This window comes from Candidatus Poriferisocius sp., assembly GCF_965208475.1.
In the GTDB taxonomy this organism is placed as follows: Bacteria; Actinomycetota; Acidimicrobiia; order Acidimicrobiales; family Bin134; genus Poriferisocius.
In genome coordinates, this window is sequence record NZ_OZ242338.1 from 346,857 (window position 1) to 361,761 (window position 14,905).

General features: G+C 63.3%; 16 protein-coding genes. 9 read left to right on the top strand and 7 right to left on the bottom strand.

Annotated elements, in window-relative coordinates:
- Positions 1 to 73: 73 nt before the first annotated feature.
- From ACOGXA_RS01640 to ACOGXA_RS01650, 3 genes are all read left to right on the top strand, one after another.
- On the top strand, positions 74 to 1,003 hold the full coding sequence (locus tag ACOGXA_RS01640; protein ID WP_419925550.1) for an NAD(P)H-dependent flavin oxidoreductase: 930 nt from the start codon (positions 74 to 76) through the stop codon (positions 1,001 to 1,003).
- Between the two features lie 73 nt (positions 1,004 to 1,076).
- Positions 1,077 to 2,330 (top strand): magnesium transporter, encoded by a 1,254-nt coding sequence (locus tag ACOGXA_RS01645; protein WP_419925551.1) that lies wholly within the window; start codon positions 1,077 to 1,079, stop codon positions 2,328 to 2,330.
- 39 nt (positions 2,331 to 2,369) lie between these two features.
- On the top strand, positions 2,370 to 3,596 hold the full coding sequence (locus tag ACOGXA_RS01650) for a potassium channel family protein (RefSeq protein WP_419925552.1): 1,227 nt from the start codon (positions 2,370 to 2,372) through the stop codon (positions 3,594 to 3,596).
- Positions 3,597 to 3,640: 44 nt separating this feature from the next.
- Here ACOGXA_RS01650 and ACOGXA_RS01655 read toward each other — a convergent pair whose 3' ends face one another.
- The 4 genes from ACOGXA_RS01655 to ACOGXA_RS01670 are packed head-to-tail and all read right to left on the bottom strand — an operon-like array spanning position 3,641 to position 6,975.
- Positions 3,641 to 4,438, bottom strand: coding sequence for an ATP-binding protein (locus tag ACOGXA_RS01655; protein ID WP_419925553.1), 798 nt, complete (start codon positions 4,436 to 4,438; stop codon positions 3,641 to 3,643).
- Between the two features lie 35 nt (positions 4,439 to 4,473).
- Positions 4,474 to 5,193, bottom strand: a complete 720-nt coding sequence (locus tag ACOGXA_RS01660) for a helix-turn-helix domain-containing protein (protein ID WP_419925554.1) — start codon at positions 5,191 to 5,193, stop codon at positions 4,474 to 4,476.
- Positions 5,168 to 5,815: a DUF4007 family protein gene (locus tag ACOGXA_RS01665; RefSeq protein WP_419925555.1), complete on the bottom strand. Its 648-nt coding sequence runs from the start codon at positions 5,813 to 5,815 to the stop codon at positions 5,168 to 5,170. The genes ACOGXA_RS01660 and ACOGXA_RS01665 overlap by 26 nt, the downstream gene beginning before the upstream one ends.
- The gene (locus ACOGXA_RS01670) at positions 5,815 to 6,975 is read right to left on the bottom strand and encodes a cysteine desulfurase family protein (RefSeq protein ID WP_419925556.1); all 1,161 of its coding nucleotides are present in this window, start codon (positions 6,973 to 6,975) and stop codon (positions 5,815 to 5,817) included. The genes ACOGXA_RS01665 and ACOGXA_RS01670 overlap by 1 nt, the downstream gene beginning before the upstream one ends.
- Before the next feature lie 236 nt (positions 6,976 to 7,211).
- Between ACOGXA_RS01670 and ACOGXA_RS01675 the strand changes: the two genes are divergently transcribed.
- The 3 genes from ACOGXA_RS01675 to ACOGXA_RS01685 all read left to right on the top strand — a co-directional run bounded on the left by ACOGXA_RS01675 (position 7,212) and on the right by ACOGXA_RS01685 (position 9,659).
- On the top strand, positions 7,212 to 7,631 hold the full coding sequence (locus ACOGXA_RS01675; RefSeq protein WP_419925557.1) for a nucleotidyltransferase family protein: 420 nt from the start codon (positions 7,212 to 7,214) through the stop codon (positions 7,629 to 7,631).
- Positions 7,553 to 8,134 (top strand): DUF86 domain-containing protein, encoded by a 582-nt coding sequence (locus tag ACOGXA_RS01680; RefSeq protein ID WP_419925558.1) that lies wholly within the window; start codon positions 7,553 to 7,555, stop codon positions 8,132 to 8,134. The genes ACOGXA_RS01675 and ACOGXA_RS01680 overlap by 79 nt, the downstream gene beginning before the upstream one ends.
- A 253-nt stretch (positions 8,135 to 8,387) precedes the next feature.
- A complete protein-coding gene (locus ACOGXA_RS01685; RefSeq protein WP_419925559.1) occupies positions 8,388 to 9,659 on the top strand; it encodes an ATP-binding protein in 1,272 nt (423 codons plus the stop codon).
- A 20-nt stretch (positions 9,660 to 9,679) separates the two neighbouring features.
- Here the strand turns inward: ACOGXA_RS01685 and ACOGXA_RS01690 are convergent, their stop codons facing one another.
- Positions 9,680 to 10,060, bottom strand: a complete 381-nt coding sequence (locus ACOGXA_RS01690; RefSeq protein WP_419925560.1) for a hypothetical protein — start codon at positions 10,058 to 10,060, stop codon at positions 9,680 to 9,682.
- Positions 10,057 to 10,290: a ribbon-helix-helix domain-containing protein gene (locus ACOGXA_RS01695; RefSeq protein WP_419925561.1), complete on the bottom strand. Its 234-nt coding sequence runs from the start codon at positions 10,288 to 10,290 to the stop codon at positions 10,057 to 10,059. The genes ACOGXA_RS01690 and ACOGXA_RS01695 overlap by 4 nt, the downstream gene beginning before the upstream one ends.
- A gap of 181 nt (positions 10,291 to 10,471) precedes the next feature.
- Between ACOGXA_RS01695 and ACOGXA_RS01700 the strand changes: the two genes are divergently transcribed.
- From ACOGXA_RS01700 to ACOGXA_RS01710, 3 genes are all read left to right on the top strand, one after another.
- Entirely contained in the window at positions 10,472 to 10,714 is a 243-nt protein-coding gene (locus tag ACOGXA_RS01700) for a nucleotidyltransferase family protein (RefSeq protein WP_419925562.1), read from the top strand.
- A 282-nt stretch (positions 10,715 to 10,996) separates the two neighbouring features.
- Complete coding sequence (locus tag ACOGXA_RS01705) at positions 10,997 to 11,992, top strand: transposase (protein WP_419925563.1); 996 nt, start codon at positions 10,997 to 10,999, stop codon at positions 11,990 to 11,992.
- A 45-nt stretch (positions 11,993 to 12,037) separates the two neighbouring features.
- Positions 12,038 to 12,736 (top strand): nucleotidyl transferase AbiEii/AbiGii toxin family protein, encoded by a 699-nt coding sequence (locus ACOGXA_RS01710; RefSeq protein WP_419925564.1) that lies wholly within the window; start codon positions 12,038 to 12,040, stop codon positions 12,734 to 12,736.
- Positions 12,737 to 12,780: 44 nt separating this feature from the next.
- On the opposite strand, the gene ACOGXA_RS01715 is transcribed toward ACOGXA_RS01710, so the two are convergent.
- Positions 12,781 to 14,820, bottom strand: coding sequence for a bifunctional metallophosphatase/5'-nucleotidase (locus ACOGXA_RS01715; RefSeq protein WP_419925565.1), 2,040 nt, complete (start codon positions 14,818 to 14,820; stop codon positions 12,781 to 12,783).
- Positions 14,821 to 14,905 lie beyond the last annotated feature (85 nt).

A 14,905-nucleotide genomic window follows, 5' to 3' on the forward strand; every position in this document is an offset into this window, starting at 1 on the left:
TGGGTGGCCGACGACTTTGCCCGGCCCGCATTCGGATTTCGCACCAGGAGTGCCTGGCGGTGATGCTGGCGCCATGAGAACCCGGATTACCGAGCTGTTGGGCATCGACATCCCCGTCGTGCAGGCCCCTATGGGCTACATCGCCCGAGCCCAGCTTGCCTCCGCCGTTTCCAACGCCGGCGCCATGGGCATTGTCGAGACCTCTTCGGGGCAGCTTGACGACATCAAGGTGGATGTCGCCAAGATGCGCGACCTCACCGACCGGCCGTGGGGGGTGAACATCGCCCAACTGCTGGTGCCCGACGCCACGGTGATCGATTTCGTGATCGAACATGAGGTGGGGTTCGTGACCACATCGGCGGGCGACCCCAACCGGTTCACCGCGATGCTGAAAGACGCTGGGGTCACTGTTTTCCATGTGGTGCCCACCTTGCGGGGGGCCCTCAAGGCAGTGGACGCCGGGGTGGACGGCCTCATCGTCGAAGGGGTGGAGGGCGGCGGCTTCAAGAACCCCCACGGATCGTCCACCATGGTGCTGACCCCGCTGGTCGTCGCTGCTGTTGATGTGCCGGTGATTGCCGCGGGCGGGATCTGCGACGGCGTGTCGATGGCCGCGGCGCTGGCCCTGGGGGCCGACGGGGTGCAGATGGGCACCCGGATGCTGTCGTCGGCCGAGTCGCCGGTACACGACAACTGGAAGCAGGCGGTGGTGGACGCGGCTGAGACCGACACCGTTTTGTTGAACCGGTTCGGCCGTCCCGGCATGCGGGCGCTGCGCACTGAGCTCACCGCCGAGATGGAGCACCACGACCAGGTGCAGATGCCTGGCCTCGACCGGCTTATGGACCAGTACTTCGGCGGGCAGATGGACGTGGCCGTCCCCTTCGGGGGCCAGGTGATGGGCCGCATCGACGAGGTGCGCCCGGTGGCCGACATCCTGCGGGAGGCCTGGGACCACTGCCAGGCCCGTCTGCGCCAGCTGGGCCAGGCCGCGGCGGGATAGCGGGGGTGGGGTACCGGGAAATGCGGCGCGGTACTCCCTCTGTCACAGAAGTGTCACCGCGCCGGGCCTGGTCATGAAGCTCTTCGGCTTCGCCGGCGTTCGCCATCCACAGCTGCGCCTGCCCCGGGTGTGGCTGCTCGGCCCCGATCCCCGCGGCGTACGCCAGTCGTTGGGGGCGTTGTGCATTCTGGCGGTGACCAGCGTGGTCGCCGGCGTGGTGCTGGGCCGAAGCCACGAGCGACTGGCCGAGCTGCCCGGACTCTTGCTGCTGGTGCCGGCGGCCATCGCTTTGCCGGGGAAGATCTTCGGGGCGCTGGGCAGCCGGCTGGGCACCGCCATCCACACCGGCACGTTCCGCCTGTCGCTGCGGTCGTCCAGCGTGGTGGGCCAAAATGTGTGGGCATCGATGGTGCTTACCCTCGTGCTGTCGCTGGTGCTGGCTTTGCTGGCCTCGGCGGCGGCGTCGAATCTCGGGGTGGACAACGCCATCGGCGTGGCCGACTACGTGGTCATCTCGGTGGTGGGAGGCACGCTGGCCTCGGTCTTCGTGATGCTGGTGACGCTGGGCATGGCCACCGCGTCGGTTCGCTGGGGTCTCGATCCCGACAACGTGACCGCCCCCATGGTGACCGCAGCGGGCGACGTGCTGGCCCTGCCCGCACTCATCTTGGCGTCCTATCTGGTGCGCCACGACGTGGTGACCCCGGTGGTGGCCGCAGTGGTGGCCGCAGCCACCGTGGGGTCGCTGGTGGCCGCCGTCCGGTCGCAGGCCCCGCTGTTGCGCACCGTGCTGCGAGAGTCGATGCCGGTGTTGGTGCTGGCCGGGTTCTTGTCGCTCATGGCCGGGGTCACCGTGGAGAACCGGTTCGACGTGTTCTCCGACCGCCCCGTGCTGTTGGTGCTGATACCAGGCTTTTTGGCCACCGCCGGCGCGTTGGGGGGCATCTTGGCCAATCGGCTGTCGAGCAAACTGCACCTGGGCTTGATCGGCCCCTCGATTGTGCCCCAGCGGCGGGCCCGCAGCGATGTGGGGGTGACGGTGGGGTTGGCGCTGCCGGTGTTCGCTTTTTTGGCCCTGGTCTCCCATGGAGCGGGATCTGTGGTGGACTTGGCAGGGCCGGGGTTGGGCCGACTGGTGGGGGTGGCGCTGGTCGGGGGCGTCTTGGCCTTGGTCGTGGTGGTGGCCATGGCCTACTACGGAACCATCGCCGCGGTCCGCTTCGGGGTCGACCCCGATTCGGTTGGCATTCCGACGGTGACCGCGGTGCTCGATCTGGTAGGGGCCCTCACCCTGGTGTTCGCCATCGAGGCGATAGGGGCAGGGTGAATTGCCCACAACACACCACTAGTTTGAAGGGAGTTCACAATGGACGATAAACCCCGCAATCTTCGGGCCATGCTCGCCGAGGCCAAGGATCTCTCCGAGCTGATGGTGGATCTGGCCTATGCCGCCCTGTACTTCGGCGACCCGGACATGGCCACCGAAGTAGACGAGCTCGAGATCGAGATGACCGAGTTGGTGCAGGGCATGCGGGCGGTGTGCATCTTGGCCGTTCGCCACCCCCGTGAGGCCGACGGCATGTCGTCGGTGCTCCAGGTGATCAGCGCCATCGAGCGGATCGCCAACGACGCGGTGGACATCTCCCGGATCGTGACCCGCCGCCTGGGAATCCCCGCTGAGCTGGTGGCCGACATGACCAGCGCCGAGGAGATTTCCCACCGCTTGGTGGTACACGAGGGATCCCACATGGTGCGCCGCCCCCTCGGCGACCTGGAGCTGCCCGTGGTGGCCGGGATGCGGGTCATGGCCATACGCCGGGACCGCAGCTGGATCACCGACGTGGGCGGCGACCAGCTCATGATGCCCGGAGATGTGCTGTTTCTGCGGGGTTCGCCCGCGGGGATCATGAGGCTGCACCAACTGGCCGCCGCACCCATGTGGGAGGAGCCGATGGCCCCTGAGGATCCGTGGATCTCCGATCTGGATCGGGCGGTGGACGTGCTGGTGGAGATGAAGGACCTCTCGGAGGCCGCGGTGGGGCTTGCCTACTCGGCGCTGGTGCTCAACGACCGGGGCCTGGCCGCCCAGGTGCGGCTGTTGGAGGGCCGCCTCGATGAGATGAACCACCAGCTTGAGCTATGGGTGCTGCGGGCCGCGGCCAACAACATCGACCCCGCGCCGCTGCGGGGATTGCTGCATCTGGGCCAAGCCGCCGAGGACATCGGCGATCAGGCCCGCCAGATGATCTCGCTGGTGGAACAGGGCGAGGAGGTCCATCCCATTTTGGAGATCGCCCTCGGCGACTCCGACGAGGTGGTAGTTGACCTCCCGGTGGCGTCGGGCAGCGGCGCCGACGGCACCTCGCTGAAGCAACTGGCCCTCAACATCGAGCCCGGCTTCACCGTGCTGGCCATCCGCCGGGCCGGGCGCTACATGTATCGCCCCCGGGGCAGCGCCGTGCTCTATGCCGGCGACGAGATCATCGCCAGCGGCCCCGACGAAGGCCGCGAAGCCCTAGCCGAGCGCTTCGGCTGGAACCTGGTACGAGAAGAAGAAGGCCTAGAAGACGAACTCCAGCCCATGGGCTGCTGAGCCACCTCAAATTGGGGGGCCACTGGCGCGTGCCCCTGTCGGTCTTAGGATGCCGTCGGATCTGAGACCACGAGCCGCCAGCGGTTTCGCGGGCTTCGCCGTACGATTTCTGTCGGCTCTACTTCTCCCTCTTCCTCCATGATACGCATCCACCTGAGCACCGCTTGTCTGGAGACGTCGAGCCTGTCTGCCAGCATTCCGGTCGAGAGAGGACCCTCGCTGAGCAGTTCTTCGATCTTGCTGCGGGTGGTCGAGGGTTCATCGCTGTGCCGGGATGGAATGGGCCAGAGCGGGCCGGGCGAAGCCGCGGCCTCGTTCTCGGCGAGGTAGGCGCGGCCTCGAATGGTCACGGAACAGTCGTTGATTCGGTCTTCGAGGACCGGTAAGTCGAGTCCTGCCTCATATAGGGAAGCGGCAACGGCCAGCAGCCCCGACCCTCGGTTTTCGCATACCGCTCGATTGGTGTGGGGAATCTCGATGTCTTCAAGCAGCTTGGCCAGTCGAGAGTTGCGAGATGAGGAGACCGGTTTGGCGAAGAGGAGGTCGCGGTTAATCTGGCCGTGGAGTCCTCCAGGATTCACAACCTCGAGCCGATCAGGATAGAGCTCGACCCTTACTTGGGTTCCATGGGCGGAGGGGTGATAGTCCCGGTGCAGAAGAGCGTTCACCACGGTCTCCCGTACCGCCTCGTCGGGGTACTCCCATAGATCGAGGCGTCCTTCACCGGTAACCTCAGCTCGTCGGGTGGTATTGCGCCGTACAGCGGCTTGAGCTTGTTCGACCATCAGGGGGATCGGCCCGTCGATGGGAACGTTGTCGAGAAAGCGGATACCGTTTCGCATTGGCCTGCCGGTTACTGTTGGGTACGCCACGAAGGTCACATTGAGCTGGGGAAAAACTGCTGAGGATATCGGCCCAGTGACAGAATTCCCGCAAGTGTGATGGAAGGCTCGGAATTCTCTCCAGCGGTCACGCTCAGAATGCGGAGGATATCGTCGTCGCTGTGATCGGCGATCGCCGGTCCCCGTCGGCTTCGAATACGGCTGAGGAGAGCGCTGACAAGGTTCTCGTCGAGGTCGCTTCGCTTTGCTCCGTCCACGACTGCAATGTCGTCGAGAGGCTGTCCTCGCCCGGACATGAGGATGTGGATCTCGTAGAGGCTCAGGCGGCGGTCGCCGTCATGGGTACGTATATACGATCCGCTTTCGAGCCGCTTCGACTTCAAGTAGCAGGGTTTTCGTCCAGCAGGCAGCTCCTCTACCATCGCGACTACCACAGGCTGCTCATCCACTTCAGCTATGTCGATATCTGCTCGGATCGGGGGCTCAAGCTCGTTGGCGCAAGTCGAAGCGAGGTCGTTGGCAAGCTTTCTCGCATCGATGGGCACTGGCACGAAATCACCGTCGCTCAGCCCAAGAATGACGAGTCCGCCTCGAGCATTGGCAAGAGCCGAAACTGATGCGGCTACCGACTTTGGCAGGCCTCCCGCGCCTGATTTCACTTCGATATTCTGGAGGTCGGTACCCGCCATGCGAAGGCGATCAACTGCGCGATCTACTTGAGACTGGAGCTCACTGCTCAAGGAGTCCTGTTGCACCGGGAAATGCTATCTGTTGGTTGTCTATCTGACAATCTAAGTTGTCATGCCGACAGTCAAAGAAGGCTTCGAAGCTTGTTCGTGAGGTTCGTACAGCGGGAGCGTAGGTGCGGAGCAGCGCCGAGACGTCCTTCTCAATCGCAGTGTGGTGAGGCATCGGCCATGTCCCAGCAGCCTCTATCTGAGCAGCTATGGCACCGGTCAGCATGTCATCATCGAAATTGACGGCGTGTAGCTCATTGAAGGCAAGCCACCAGACCGGTAACAACGATGGCGGGGCGAGAAGCATCCAGTGAAGGAGCCAGACAGTGCCTGGATCCTCCATATATGGATCCCACCCGTCTGGTCCAAAGAGGCTGTGACCGAATCGGGTGGGAATCATGTCAGGAGAGCGTTTGCTGGCTGAATTGGGATCTGAAGTGATGATCTTGGCCGCTAGGCCCCAGAACTTGATCGAACGGACCATGTTTTTTCCGACGCCGATTGCAACCGGAGCGTCTTCGGCTGTGAATCCACGTTCATGTGCTGCTGCTGTGGCATATGCCTTGCGGAACCATCCGTATCGGGGATGGAACGTCTCATGTCTGGCAAACACATCATTGGCGGCCTCGGCGAGTCGCATCAGTCGTCGCTTCCTGTCATGGCGCGGACATAGTCCACTGCCTTGACGGCCTGTCGAATGGCGGCATCGATCTCGGCTTCGGTGGTGAACCGTCCCAAGCTGAAACGGACTGACTCGAATGCCTCGTCGCGGGAAAGGCCCATGGCCAAGAGCACGTGGGAAGGTTCGATTGCGCCCGAGCTACAAGCTGATCCGGTGGAGACGGCTACTGGATCCATATTGAAGACAACCGCCTCGGCATCAGCACCCTCGAAACGCACACTGGCCGTATTGGGGAGTCGTTGAGTTGGATCTCCGTTTTCGTGAACCCCTGCTAGCTCGGATCTGAGACCATTCAACAGCCGATCCCTCAGTGCGCGTACCCGAGCAGACTCGGCATCACGTTCCTCGGCTGCTAACTCCGCGGCCATTCCAAGCCCGCCGATCCCGACAACGTTCAGCGATCCTGACCGTAGACCCCGTTCATGCCCTCCTCCGTGGATAACTGGCCGAAGGCGAGCTAGCGAATGGCGCGTCGCTACTAGCGCTCCAACGCCTCCTGGACCGCAGATTTTGTGACCACTCATGGACAAGAGGTCGATCCCTACATCACCCAGCGACAATGGCAGTCGTCCCAGCATCTGAGTGGCATCGCAATGAAACACAGCTCCAACGCTGGCTGTCCGCTCCGCTACCTCATCCAATGGGTTCAAAACCCCGGTCTCACTGTTGGCAGCCATTACCGATACGGCCAAAACGTCAGGTCCCAACAGCGAGTCAAGTTCATCGAGGTCGACGAATCCGCCTTGGGTCACCCCGACCACATCCACCTTGGCCTTGCCTTGCTCATGCAGCCATTGGGCTGGCTCGCGCACTGAGGCATGCTCTACCGCCGAGATCACGACTCTGTTTCGCTCAGCCGGAGCGCCTTCAGCCAGTCCGATCAATGCCAGGTTGTTCGCTTCGGTGGCCCCTGCACAGAAGACCACCCCTGATGGGCAGGCCTCTACAAGTGCAGCGACGCGTTCGCGGGCATCATCAACGGCCGCTGCTTGGCGCTGCCCGAAACGGTGAACCGATGAAGCATTGCCAATTCCGGATTGCAACGCAGGGATCATGGCTTCGGCCACCCGTGGGTCGAGCGGTGCCGACCCGTTGTAATCGAGGTAAACCTCGTGCACGCCATCTCCTAAGGGGCTGAATGGGAACTACACCGGTGTTATTGACGGTAGTCCCGCTGGGGCCTCCGATAATGGCATCGGCCTATGACAGTTTCTCCGAAACCCAGTCCGCCGAGGTGGGTGTCCGGCTATGGCCAGTGGTGGATGTGCGGGTCTCTGGGGCCGAGGTGGTGTGTGAGGGCGGAGAAGTCGGGGGTTTCAGTGTCGAGGGTTGCCGGGGGAAGTAGCGGCTGCACATGGCGGCGGCGTCGGATGTCATCCGCCACCGACCGTTCTTGGAAGCTAGAATTTGGCGCGTGGAACACGAGGCTGGCCTAGAGCGGAACGGTACTAGGGCCGCTGTCAAAGCGGACGGCCAGCTTGCTAAGAGTCGCCGCGACCTCATTCTCGGAGAGCGCCGCGAAGAGATTCGCTCCATTGCTGCTCGCCGCAAAGCCACCTCTATCGCACTTACTGGTTCTGTCGCCCGCGGTTCAGACGTGGACGCAAGCGACTGCGACTTCATTGTTGAAACCGCCTCAGGCGCGACCCTGTTTGACCTCGCTGGCCTCCAATGCGACCTCGAGGATCTCTTGGGATGCAATGTCGATGTGGTAGAGGCCAAGAATGTGAAACCCGGATACGAGCAGTTATTCGCAGATGCGCTGCTCTTGTGAAATCCGACGAAGATCTCATAGAGGACATATTGGAGGCTGCCCGGGAACTGGCGATAGTCGTCTCGCGCGGCCGCAGTAGATACGACTCAGACTTCGAGCCGCGCAGGACAACGGAGAGACTCGTGGAGATCATCGGCGAAGCAGCCGGAAGCCTTACCGCGGAACTCAAACAGCGGAGGTCAGACCTTCCGCTTCGCGAGGCGAAAGCAACCCGCAATTTCCTCATTCACGACTACGGAAGAGTTGACCATGACGCGCTGTGGCAAATTGCAGAAGACGAAGTGCCACGCCTCGCCGCTGCGCTAGGCGAAGAGCTCCGAAACATTCAGCACGGTCGGCCCAGCGGCGAATCTGCGCAACCTAACGAAGGCGATCAGTTCCAAGGTAGACCTGAGATGCCGATAACCCGTTTCTGTGGCGCTTCCACAGAAACGGGACAGCCCTGCCGCCACCCGCTCCCCACACCCGGTCAAGAATGTCCCGACGGGCACAGGCGTCTCTAGCAGAGGGTCGCGAGCGAACCGCCCGAAGCGATTAACGGCGGTTGGGTCTCTTTGGATGGGGCGAGGGGTCCGGCCATGCTGTCCTTGCCTTTTGAGCTGGTTGAGCTGGAGGTTTCGGCAGCAGGCTCGCTCAAATCAGAATCTGCAGGTTGAGGTTCCTAGAATCTGTAGGCTGAGATGTCCAGAAAGTGTAGGCTGTAAGTACCAGAAACTGTAGGATGGAGAATTATCCCCACACCTGCTGGGAGTCGATATGGCGGCAACGCTTACGCCTGAGGGCTACATCTCGCGAGTCAGCGATGAGGCAATTGCTGAGACGCTCGCAGCCATGCCGGCTGTCGTCATCGAGGGGCCGAAGGGGTGCGGCAAGACGTGGAGCGGGCGCAATTTCGCCAAGAGCGAGGTGCTGTTCGACCAAGACCTCAACGCCCGGAGATCTATTGCGGCGGCGCCGGGTTACGTTCTGGCCGGGCAGGAGCCTCGTTTGTTGGATGAGTGGCAGCTCGCCGGCGATGTTTGGAACCAGGTTCGCCACGCTTGTGACGAGGGGCAGCGCACCGGCCGATTTCTGCTCACCGGCTCCGCGGTGCCCGTCGACGACATAACCAGGCATTCTGGGGCTGGCCGAATCGGCCGAGTTCGAATGCGCCCGATGTCTCTTCTCGAAACCGGCGAGAGCACCGGTGAGGCTTCGCTCAAGTCGCTGCTCGACGGAGATGAGGTAGCAGTCCATCGTCCAGAGGCTTCGTTTGCCGATGTCGTCGATGCAATCTGCCGTGGCGGATGGCCTCGGCACCTCAACAAGCCGGTCGCCCAGGCCCAACTCCTGCTCCGCAACTACCTCGGCGAGATATGCCGCACTGACATTTCCTCAGTCGACGGCGTGGTGCGCGATCCCACCGGGGTTCAACGGCTCATAGCCTCCGTCAGCCGGAATATCGCCACCATGGCCTCATTCACGAAATTGGCCAGAGAGGCGCCGGGCGAGCGGGGCCTCAACCGCACGACGGCAACTGAGTATGTCCGCTCGTTGGAGCGCCTGTTCATCGTGGAGGACTTGCCTCATTGGTCTACCCATCTTCGGTCTCGGGCGACGCTTCTCAGCTCTCCCAAGCGGCACTTTGCCGATCCCTCCTTGGCCGCCGCGGCCACCGGCGCAACACCAGACCGGCTTCTAGGGGATCTGAATACCCTCGGGTTCCTGTTCGAATCACTGGTGGTGCGCGACCTACGCATCTATGGGCAACGCAACGATGCCACCGTCTACCACTACCACGACAGCGACAAGCTCGAGGCTGATGTGATCGTTGAGACCCGCGATGGCCGGTGGATGGCCGTCGAAGCCAAGCTCGGCGGCGAGGAGTGGATCGAAGAGGCTGCCAGCTCTCTGCTCAGGCTCAGCAAGAAGGTAGACACAGAGAAGGTGGGCGCACCTTCCAAACTGCTCATCATCACCGCAACCGGCTATGGCTACGACCGCCCCGACGGGACGACCGTTCTTCCCATCACCGCGCTGGCACCCTGACCGCTGTAGCAGTCCCTTGGCTATGGCCAGTGGTGGATGTGCGGGGCTCTGGGGCCGAGGTGGGAGGTGATGGCGGAGAAGTCTGGGGTGTCGGCGGTGAGAATACTGTCGAGTAGGCGGAGGGCGAGGGCCACTAGGTGGGCGTCGACGACGTCTGAGGTTTGGGACCGGCGGAGCAGTCCTCCCACCACTGGGGCATCGGCAAGGGTGAAATCGTGTACTTCAACTGTTCCGAGGAACTTGGCGAGCCGGGCCTGTCGGCTTCCGTCGCGCCACACCTGGGCGACAACCGGAGCGGTCGTGTGCAGCACAGCGCCCTCCTGCAATGTGGCGGCCAGGAAGGAGCGGGCGGTGTACTCGCCGCGGTCGACTGCTATGAGAAGCCCCGCGTCGAGGATCACTTGGGGAAGTAGCGGCGGCGCATCTCGGCGATGTCTTCGGGGTCCGGCGGTCCTGTTTCTTCAACCCATTCGTCCAAGAACTCGCGGAGGGCTTCGCGCCGGTGTTTCTGTTGGGCGAGGAGATGGATGCCTTCTCGGATGGCACCTGATTGGCCACCGTACTCATCGGCAAGCTCAGCAAGCAGCTCTCGCTCCTGGTCACTGAGACGGACCGTGGTAGTTGTGCTCACCGACAAGATTGTAGCACAGATGTATTGTACGGTAGACACCTCAATCGCCGGTAGATGGAGGCCGGCTAGGAAGAGTGCATCGGGGTGCTGTCCTTGCCTTTTGGGCTGGTTGAGCTGGAGGTTTCGGCAGCAGGCTTGCTCAAATCAGAATCTGTAGGCTGAGAATCTCGGATTTTGTAGGTTGGGATTCTCAGATGCTGGAAGGCTTAGTAGTCCTCGACGCAATGCGACTGTCCGTGGCGAAGACGGTGCAGACAGCGATTGCGACTTCCTCGTTGATTTCGGTACCAAAGGGTCGCTGACGGCTCTGGTCGGGCTGAAAGCCGACCTTGAGGAGATGCTGGGCCGCGATGCGGATGTGGTTTCGATGGGCGGCTTGACGGTGAAGCATCGGGCGCTTGTGGAGGACGCTGTAGTTCTGTGAGCCGATCGGATGCGCATCTCGCCGAAGACATTGGGGATGCGGCCCAGATTCTGGCGAAGATCGTCAGGCGTGGGCGACGCCGCTTTATGCGAAGCCCCATACCGCTGCCGACCTCAGGTGAGGCCCTTAGACCTCTAGTGCCCGCGCAACGCCCCGAAGGTGTCGGGTGAGCTTCTCACCTATCTACGCGAGCCCTAAGGCCCATTGGGGCTACACGTCGCCACTCAGGTGTCGATGTCGGATATTTTTGAAGTTGACACCCCATTGCGTTATTCTGGGTGGGTGACGGGACCGGTGTCGCTGCTTGATGGGGAGGTGTTCGACGATCTCGCTGCTGAGCGGCAGATAGCCGGTTTGCGCTGGCCGGACGGTCCCCGGTGTCCTAATTGCGGATCTGGCGAAGTAGCTGTGAGGTCGGGGGTGCCGCCTTTGAGATGGCGGTGTCGCGGGTGCCGCAGCGACTTCACCGTTACCTCCGGAACGGCCATGCACGGATCGAGGATCGGGGCTGGCCGGTGGGTTGCCGCGGCAGTGCGCTGGGAAGGCCGGCGCTCTGATCTTGCCCGAATGCTCGGAGTGTCGTCGGCCACGGCTGGCCGGGTGCTGGCTGCCTTGGAGGCGACGAGGCAACCCCTTGGGGAAGATCGCCTCCGGGCACTGCTGGTCCAAGATCCCGATCCCTCTCACGCGAAGCGGTCCCGGCTGCCCGGCTACCTCGCCGCTGAGGACGATCCGACCGTCGATATGACTCCAGCCGAACGGGCGTGTTTGGCGGTGCTGCGCGACAGGCCCCGGGGCGTTCGGGCTGAAGAGGTGGCTGATGCGGCGCGCATCTCCAAAAGGCACGCCCAGAGATGCCTGGGTCGCCTTGCAGAGGACGAGTACGCCCAAAAGGAGACAGCCAGCATCCCCTGGGGGTACAAATCTCTCGACGTCGATCTGTGGTTCCTGACCTTGACCGAGGAATGCGTCACGGCGTTGGCCCATCTGCCGAGATGGCCAACAAGCGAGCACGGGGAGTGTCCTGTTCGGGTTCCGCCGGAGTTCTGGTGGGTGTTCTGGTCTGGCTCCGAAGCTGGTGAGCTCAAGCTCCCTGAGCATGCCGACTACGTGGCCGGGGTGTTGCTCGACGGTCCCGACCGGGCCGCGAGGCAGTGGGCGCTCAATGCGCTTCCGGTGAGTGCCCTGTCAAAGTGCCGGCAAATGCGCGGGTACGACACGGGTCATCTCGCCGCGTGTATTGACGCCGCCATCGAGACCAGGAGCGGCCGTGCCTGAGGTCGGCGATTACCGCGACGTGCTCCCGGCGGAAATGATCGAGGTGTGGCCGGTACTGGCGCAGGCTGTCCAAGGGATCGAAGGGTCGATTATGGGGGGGGGACGGCGCTGACGATACATCTGAACCATAGGATCTCATTCGACTTGGATTACATGACTTTCGAGCCCTTTTCCGGCGAGGCCCTCGTAGGCAAGCTTGTCCAGATCGCACCGGGCAAGAGGGTCGAAACTCTCAGCGCGGGGGCAGATGTTCTTGATGCCCGGATTGACGGTGTCGCCGTTCAGGTTTTCCGGCCGCAGCCCCGACCAGAGGTGGGGCATTTGACCGTTTTGAGGGCCCCGATCCTTGTGACTGGCATGAGAGTGGGGTCGCTGCCTGACCTGCTGGCAGCCAAGCTGGACGTCATCCTGTATCGGCCGAAGCTCCGCGACTACATAGACATTAAGGCCATAGATGAGCTATCCCCCTATTCGCTCGAAGACGGCATCTTGTTCCATATGCGCCGGTACGGAACTACGCCCGCCAGCCGCGACATCATGAGAATTGTCGAACTGCTGGAAGACCCTGGCCCGCTTCAACCAGATCGAGTTTTCGGTGATGATGATGGCGTGCTCGACTACCTCAGGGACAGAGCACAAGATCTGTACCGGTATCTCCACCACGAGATTATCGGCAGCCCATCAGAGTCAGATCCGGACCCGCCTGGCAGGCCCAAGCCCGCGTCAGGGCAGGATAGGGGCTAGGGCAGTTCGCTCAACCCCCTTCGAGCTGGCAAATGGCGGATCCTCTAGGGATTGAGCGGATACTGACGGCGGGTGGGGTTGAGCTGCCGGGACAGGCTGGCGAGCAGGAGGCCGGCCATGACGAGGGCGGCGGCGATGATGAGGAGCAGGCGGCTCTCGACGCCGGTGGCGGCGAGCTCTTCGCCGTCCATTTCCCCGGCCATGCCGTCGTCCATATCATCCATGTCGCCGGTCATCTCCTCCACCTCGTCGTCCATATCATCCATGTCGCCCATGTCGTCCATGTCATCAGCCATGGCAGCCGTGATTCGGCCTTCGCCGCCCTCGGGGTATTGGGCAGCACCGATGGTGCCGTTGAGGCCGTCTTTGATGTAGGCGGCCAGCGACTGCTGGTCGGTGAGGCCCAGGTGGGTGCGGGTGCCGTCGCCGAACAGGTACTGGTCGCCGCCGTTGGCCAAGAAGTTGAGGGTGACCAGGGCGATGGAGGGGGCGCCGTCCACCACGGCGCCGTCGCTCACCAGCGCGGTGCCGTCTTCGAGGGTGATCGATTGCACTCGGGTGCCCTCGGTGGTCACGGTGTCGTCTTCGCCGATCTCCTGGGGGGTGCCGGCTGGGTCGTAGACCAGGGTCATGCCGGCGATCTGGGCGAAGCGGCCGCTGGAGCTCTCCACCCGGGACACGGCGTTCTCGAAGATCACCTTCATCTGGGCGGGCGACACGTCTTCGATCACGGTCACGAAGTTGCCGAACGGGGAGATGTTGAACGTTTCCAGCTCGCTCACCGGTCCCACCGGGATCACCGAGTCATTGCGGATCCCGCCGCCGTTCTGGATGGCCACCACCGGCTGGGGCACGCCGAAGTCGGCGGCCAGCCGCTGGCCGTTCCACAACAGGGCGTCGGCCAGCAGGTTGCCCTGGTTGGTCTCATGGGTGCGGATGCCTGGCGAGCGCCGGCCGTCGAGGGGTACCTCGGTGGTGCCCACCGGGGCGGCGGCCAGCTCTTCAAGGGCGGCGGCCACTGGCTCGGTCACCTGGGACACCACGTCGGGGTGGGGTGCCACCGCATCGGCCTCGGCGCCGCCGGCCACTCGCCGCAGGCCGCTGGCCTCGTCGATGGCGGTCACGTTGCCGTCGGCGTCGATGCTCAGGGTCAACTGGCCCACGTAGGTGTAGTCGCCCGGCGTGGTCACCACCGCCACGCTGGAACCGTCGGCCAGGGTGGCGGTGAGCGGGTAGGGGCCGTAGGGGTCGCCGTCGCCGGGCAGCAGCACGGTGCTGTCGTCGGCCAACAGTGCGCCGCTGCCGCCGGCCACGATGGCGTCGACGCCGATGAGCTGGGCAGCCAGGTCGACCTCGCCGCTCAGGGCCTGCAAGTGGGTGGACAAAACGATGATGTCCACCCCTTCGCCGGTGAGCTGGTCGATCTCGGCCTGCACGATCTCAGCCACGTTGGACATCACCGCCACGTTGCGGGGGCTGGAGATGAAGGTGAGGTCGGGGGTGGTGGCGCCGATGATGCCGATGCTGCGGCCCTGCTTTTCCACTACCGCCGACGGGGCGATCCGGCCCTCATCCACCAGCGCGGCCAGCGACGGCTCGCCGGAGAAGTCGAGGTTGGCGCTGATGAACGGAGCGGTGGTGGCCTCAGCGATGAACCGGGCCAAGAGGTCGGGGCCCAGGTCGAACTCGTGGTTGCCGATGGTCAAGGCGTCGTAGCCGATGAGATTGAGGGCCAGCGCATCGTAGAAGGGGCTGTCGTCATCCAGGCTCACCGACAGTTCGGGGCCGCTCAAGAAGTTGTCGCCCGACGAGATGGTGATCACCGCGGCGCCGTCGTCGGCAGCCTGCGACCGGAGCTGGTGTACCAGCGAGGCGAAGCGGGCCACGCCGCCGTAATCGGGCAGATCAGACGATGCCTGCACCAACTGCGACTCGCCGTCGTTGTGGTGCAGGATCACCAGTTGCAACTCGCCGCTGTCGGAGGCCCCATCGCCGCCGTCTTGAGCGTTGGCCGCCACTGCTCCCAACGACGCGGTAACAAGCCCCATCGCGATCAACGCCCACACCATCCGTCGAACTCTCACCAGCCGGCTCCTTTGATTTGTTGGATTCCCAAGAGACGTTCACCGGCTGGCACCTGATCGGTTCTACGCCTGCGACACTTTGCCA

What these genes read in the sequence shown, in the direction of transcription:
- ACOGXA_RS01640 (WP_419925550.1), top strand. Translation starts at nt 74, where the DNA reads ATGAGAACCCGGATTACCGAGCTGTTGGGCATCGACATCCCCGTCGTG.
- ACOGXA_RS01645 (WP_419925551.1), top strand. Translation starts at nt 1,077, where the DNA reads ATGAAGCTCTTCGGCTTCGCCGGCGTTCGCCATCCACAGCTGCGCCTG.
- ACOGXA_RS01650 (WP_419925552.1), top strand. Translation starts at nt 2,370, where the DNA reads ATGGACGATAAACCCCGCAATCTTCGGGCCATGCTCGCCGAGGCCAAG.
- ACOGXA_RS01655 (WP_419925553.1), bottom strand. Translation starts at nt 4,438, where the DNA reads ATGCGAAACGGTATCCGCTTTCTCGACAACGTTCCCATCGACGGGCCG.
- ACOGXA_RS01665 (WP_419925555.1), bottom strand. Translation starts at nt 5,815, where the DNA reads ATGCGACTCGCCGAGGCCGCCAATGATGTGTTTGCCAGACATGAGACG.
- ACOGXA_RS01675 (WP_419925557.1), top strand. Translation starts at nt 7,212, where the DNA reads ATGGCGGCGGCGTCGGATGTCATCCGCCACCGACCGTTCTTGGAAGCT.
- ACOGXA_RS01680 (WP_419925558.1), top strand. Translation starts at nt 7,553, where the DNA reads ATGCAATGTCGATGTGGTAGAGGCCAAGAATGTGAAACCCGGATACGA.
- ACOGXA_RS01685 (WP_419925559.1), top strand. Translation starts at nt 8,388, where the DNA reads ATGGCGGCAACGCTTACGCCTGAGGGCTACATCTCGCGAGTCAGCGAT.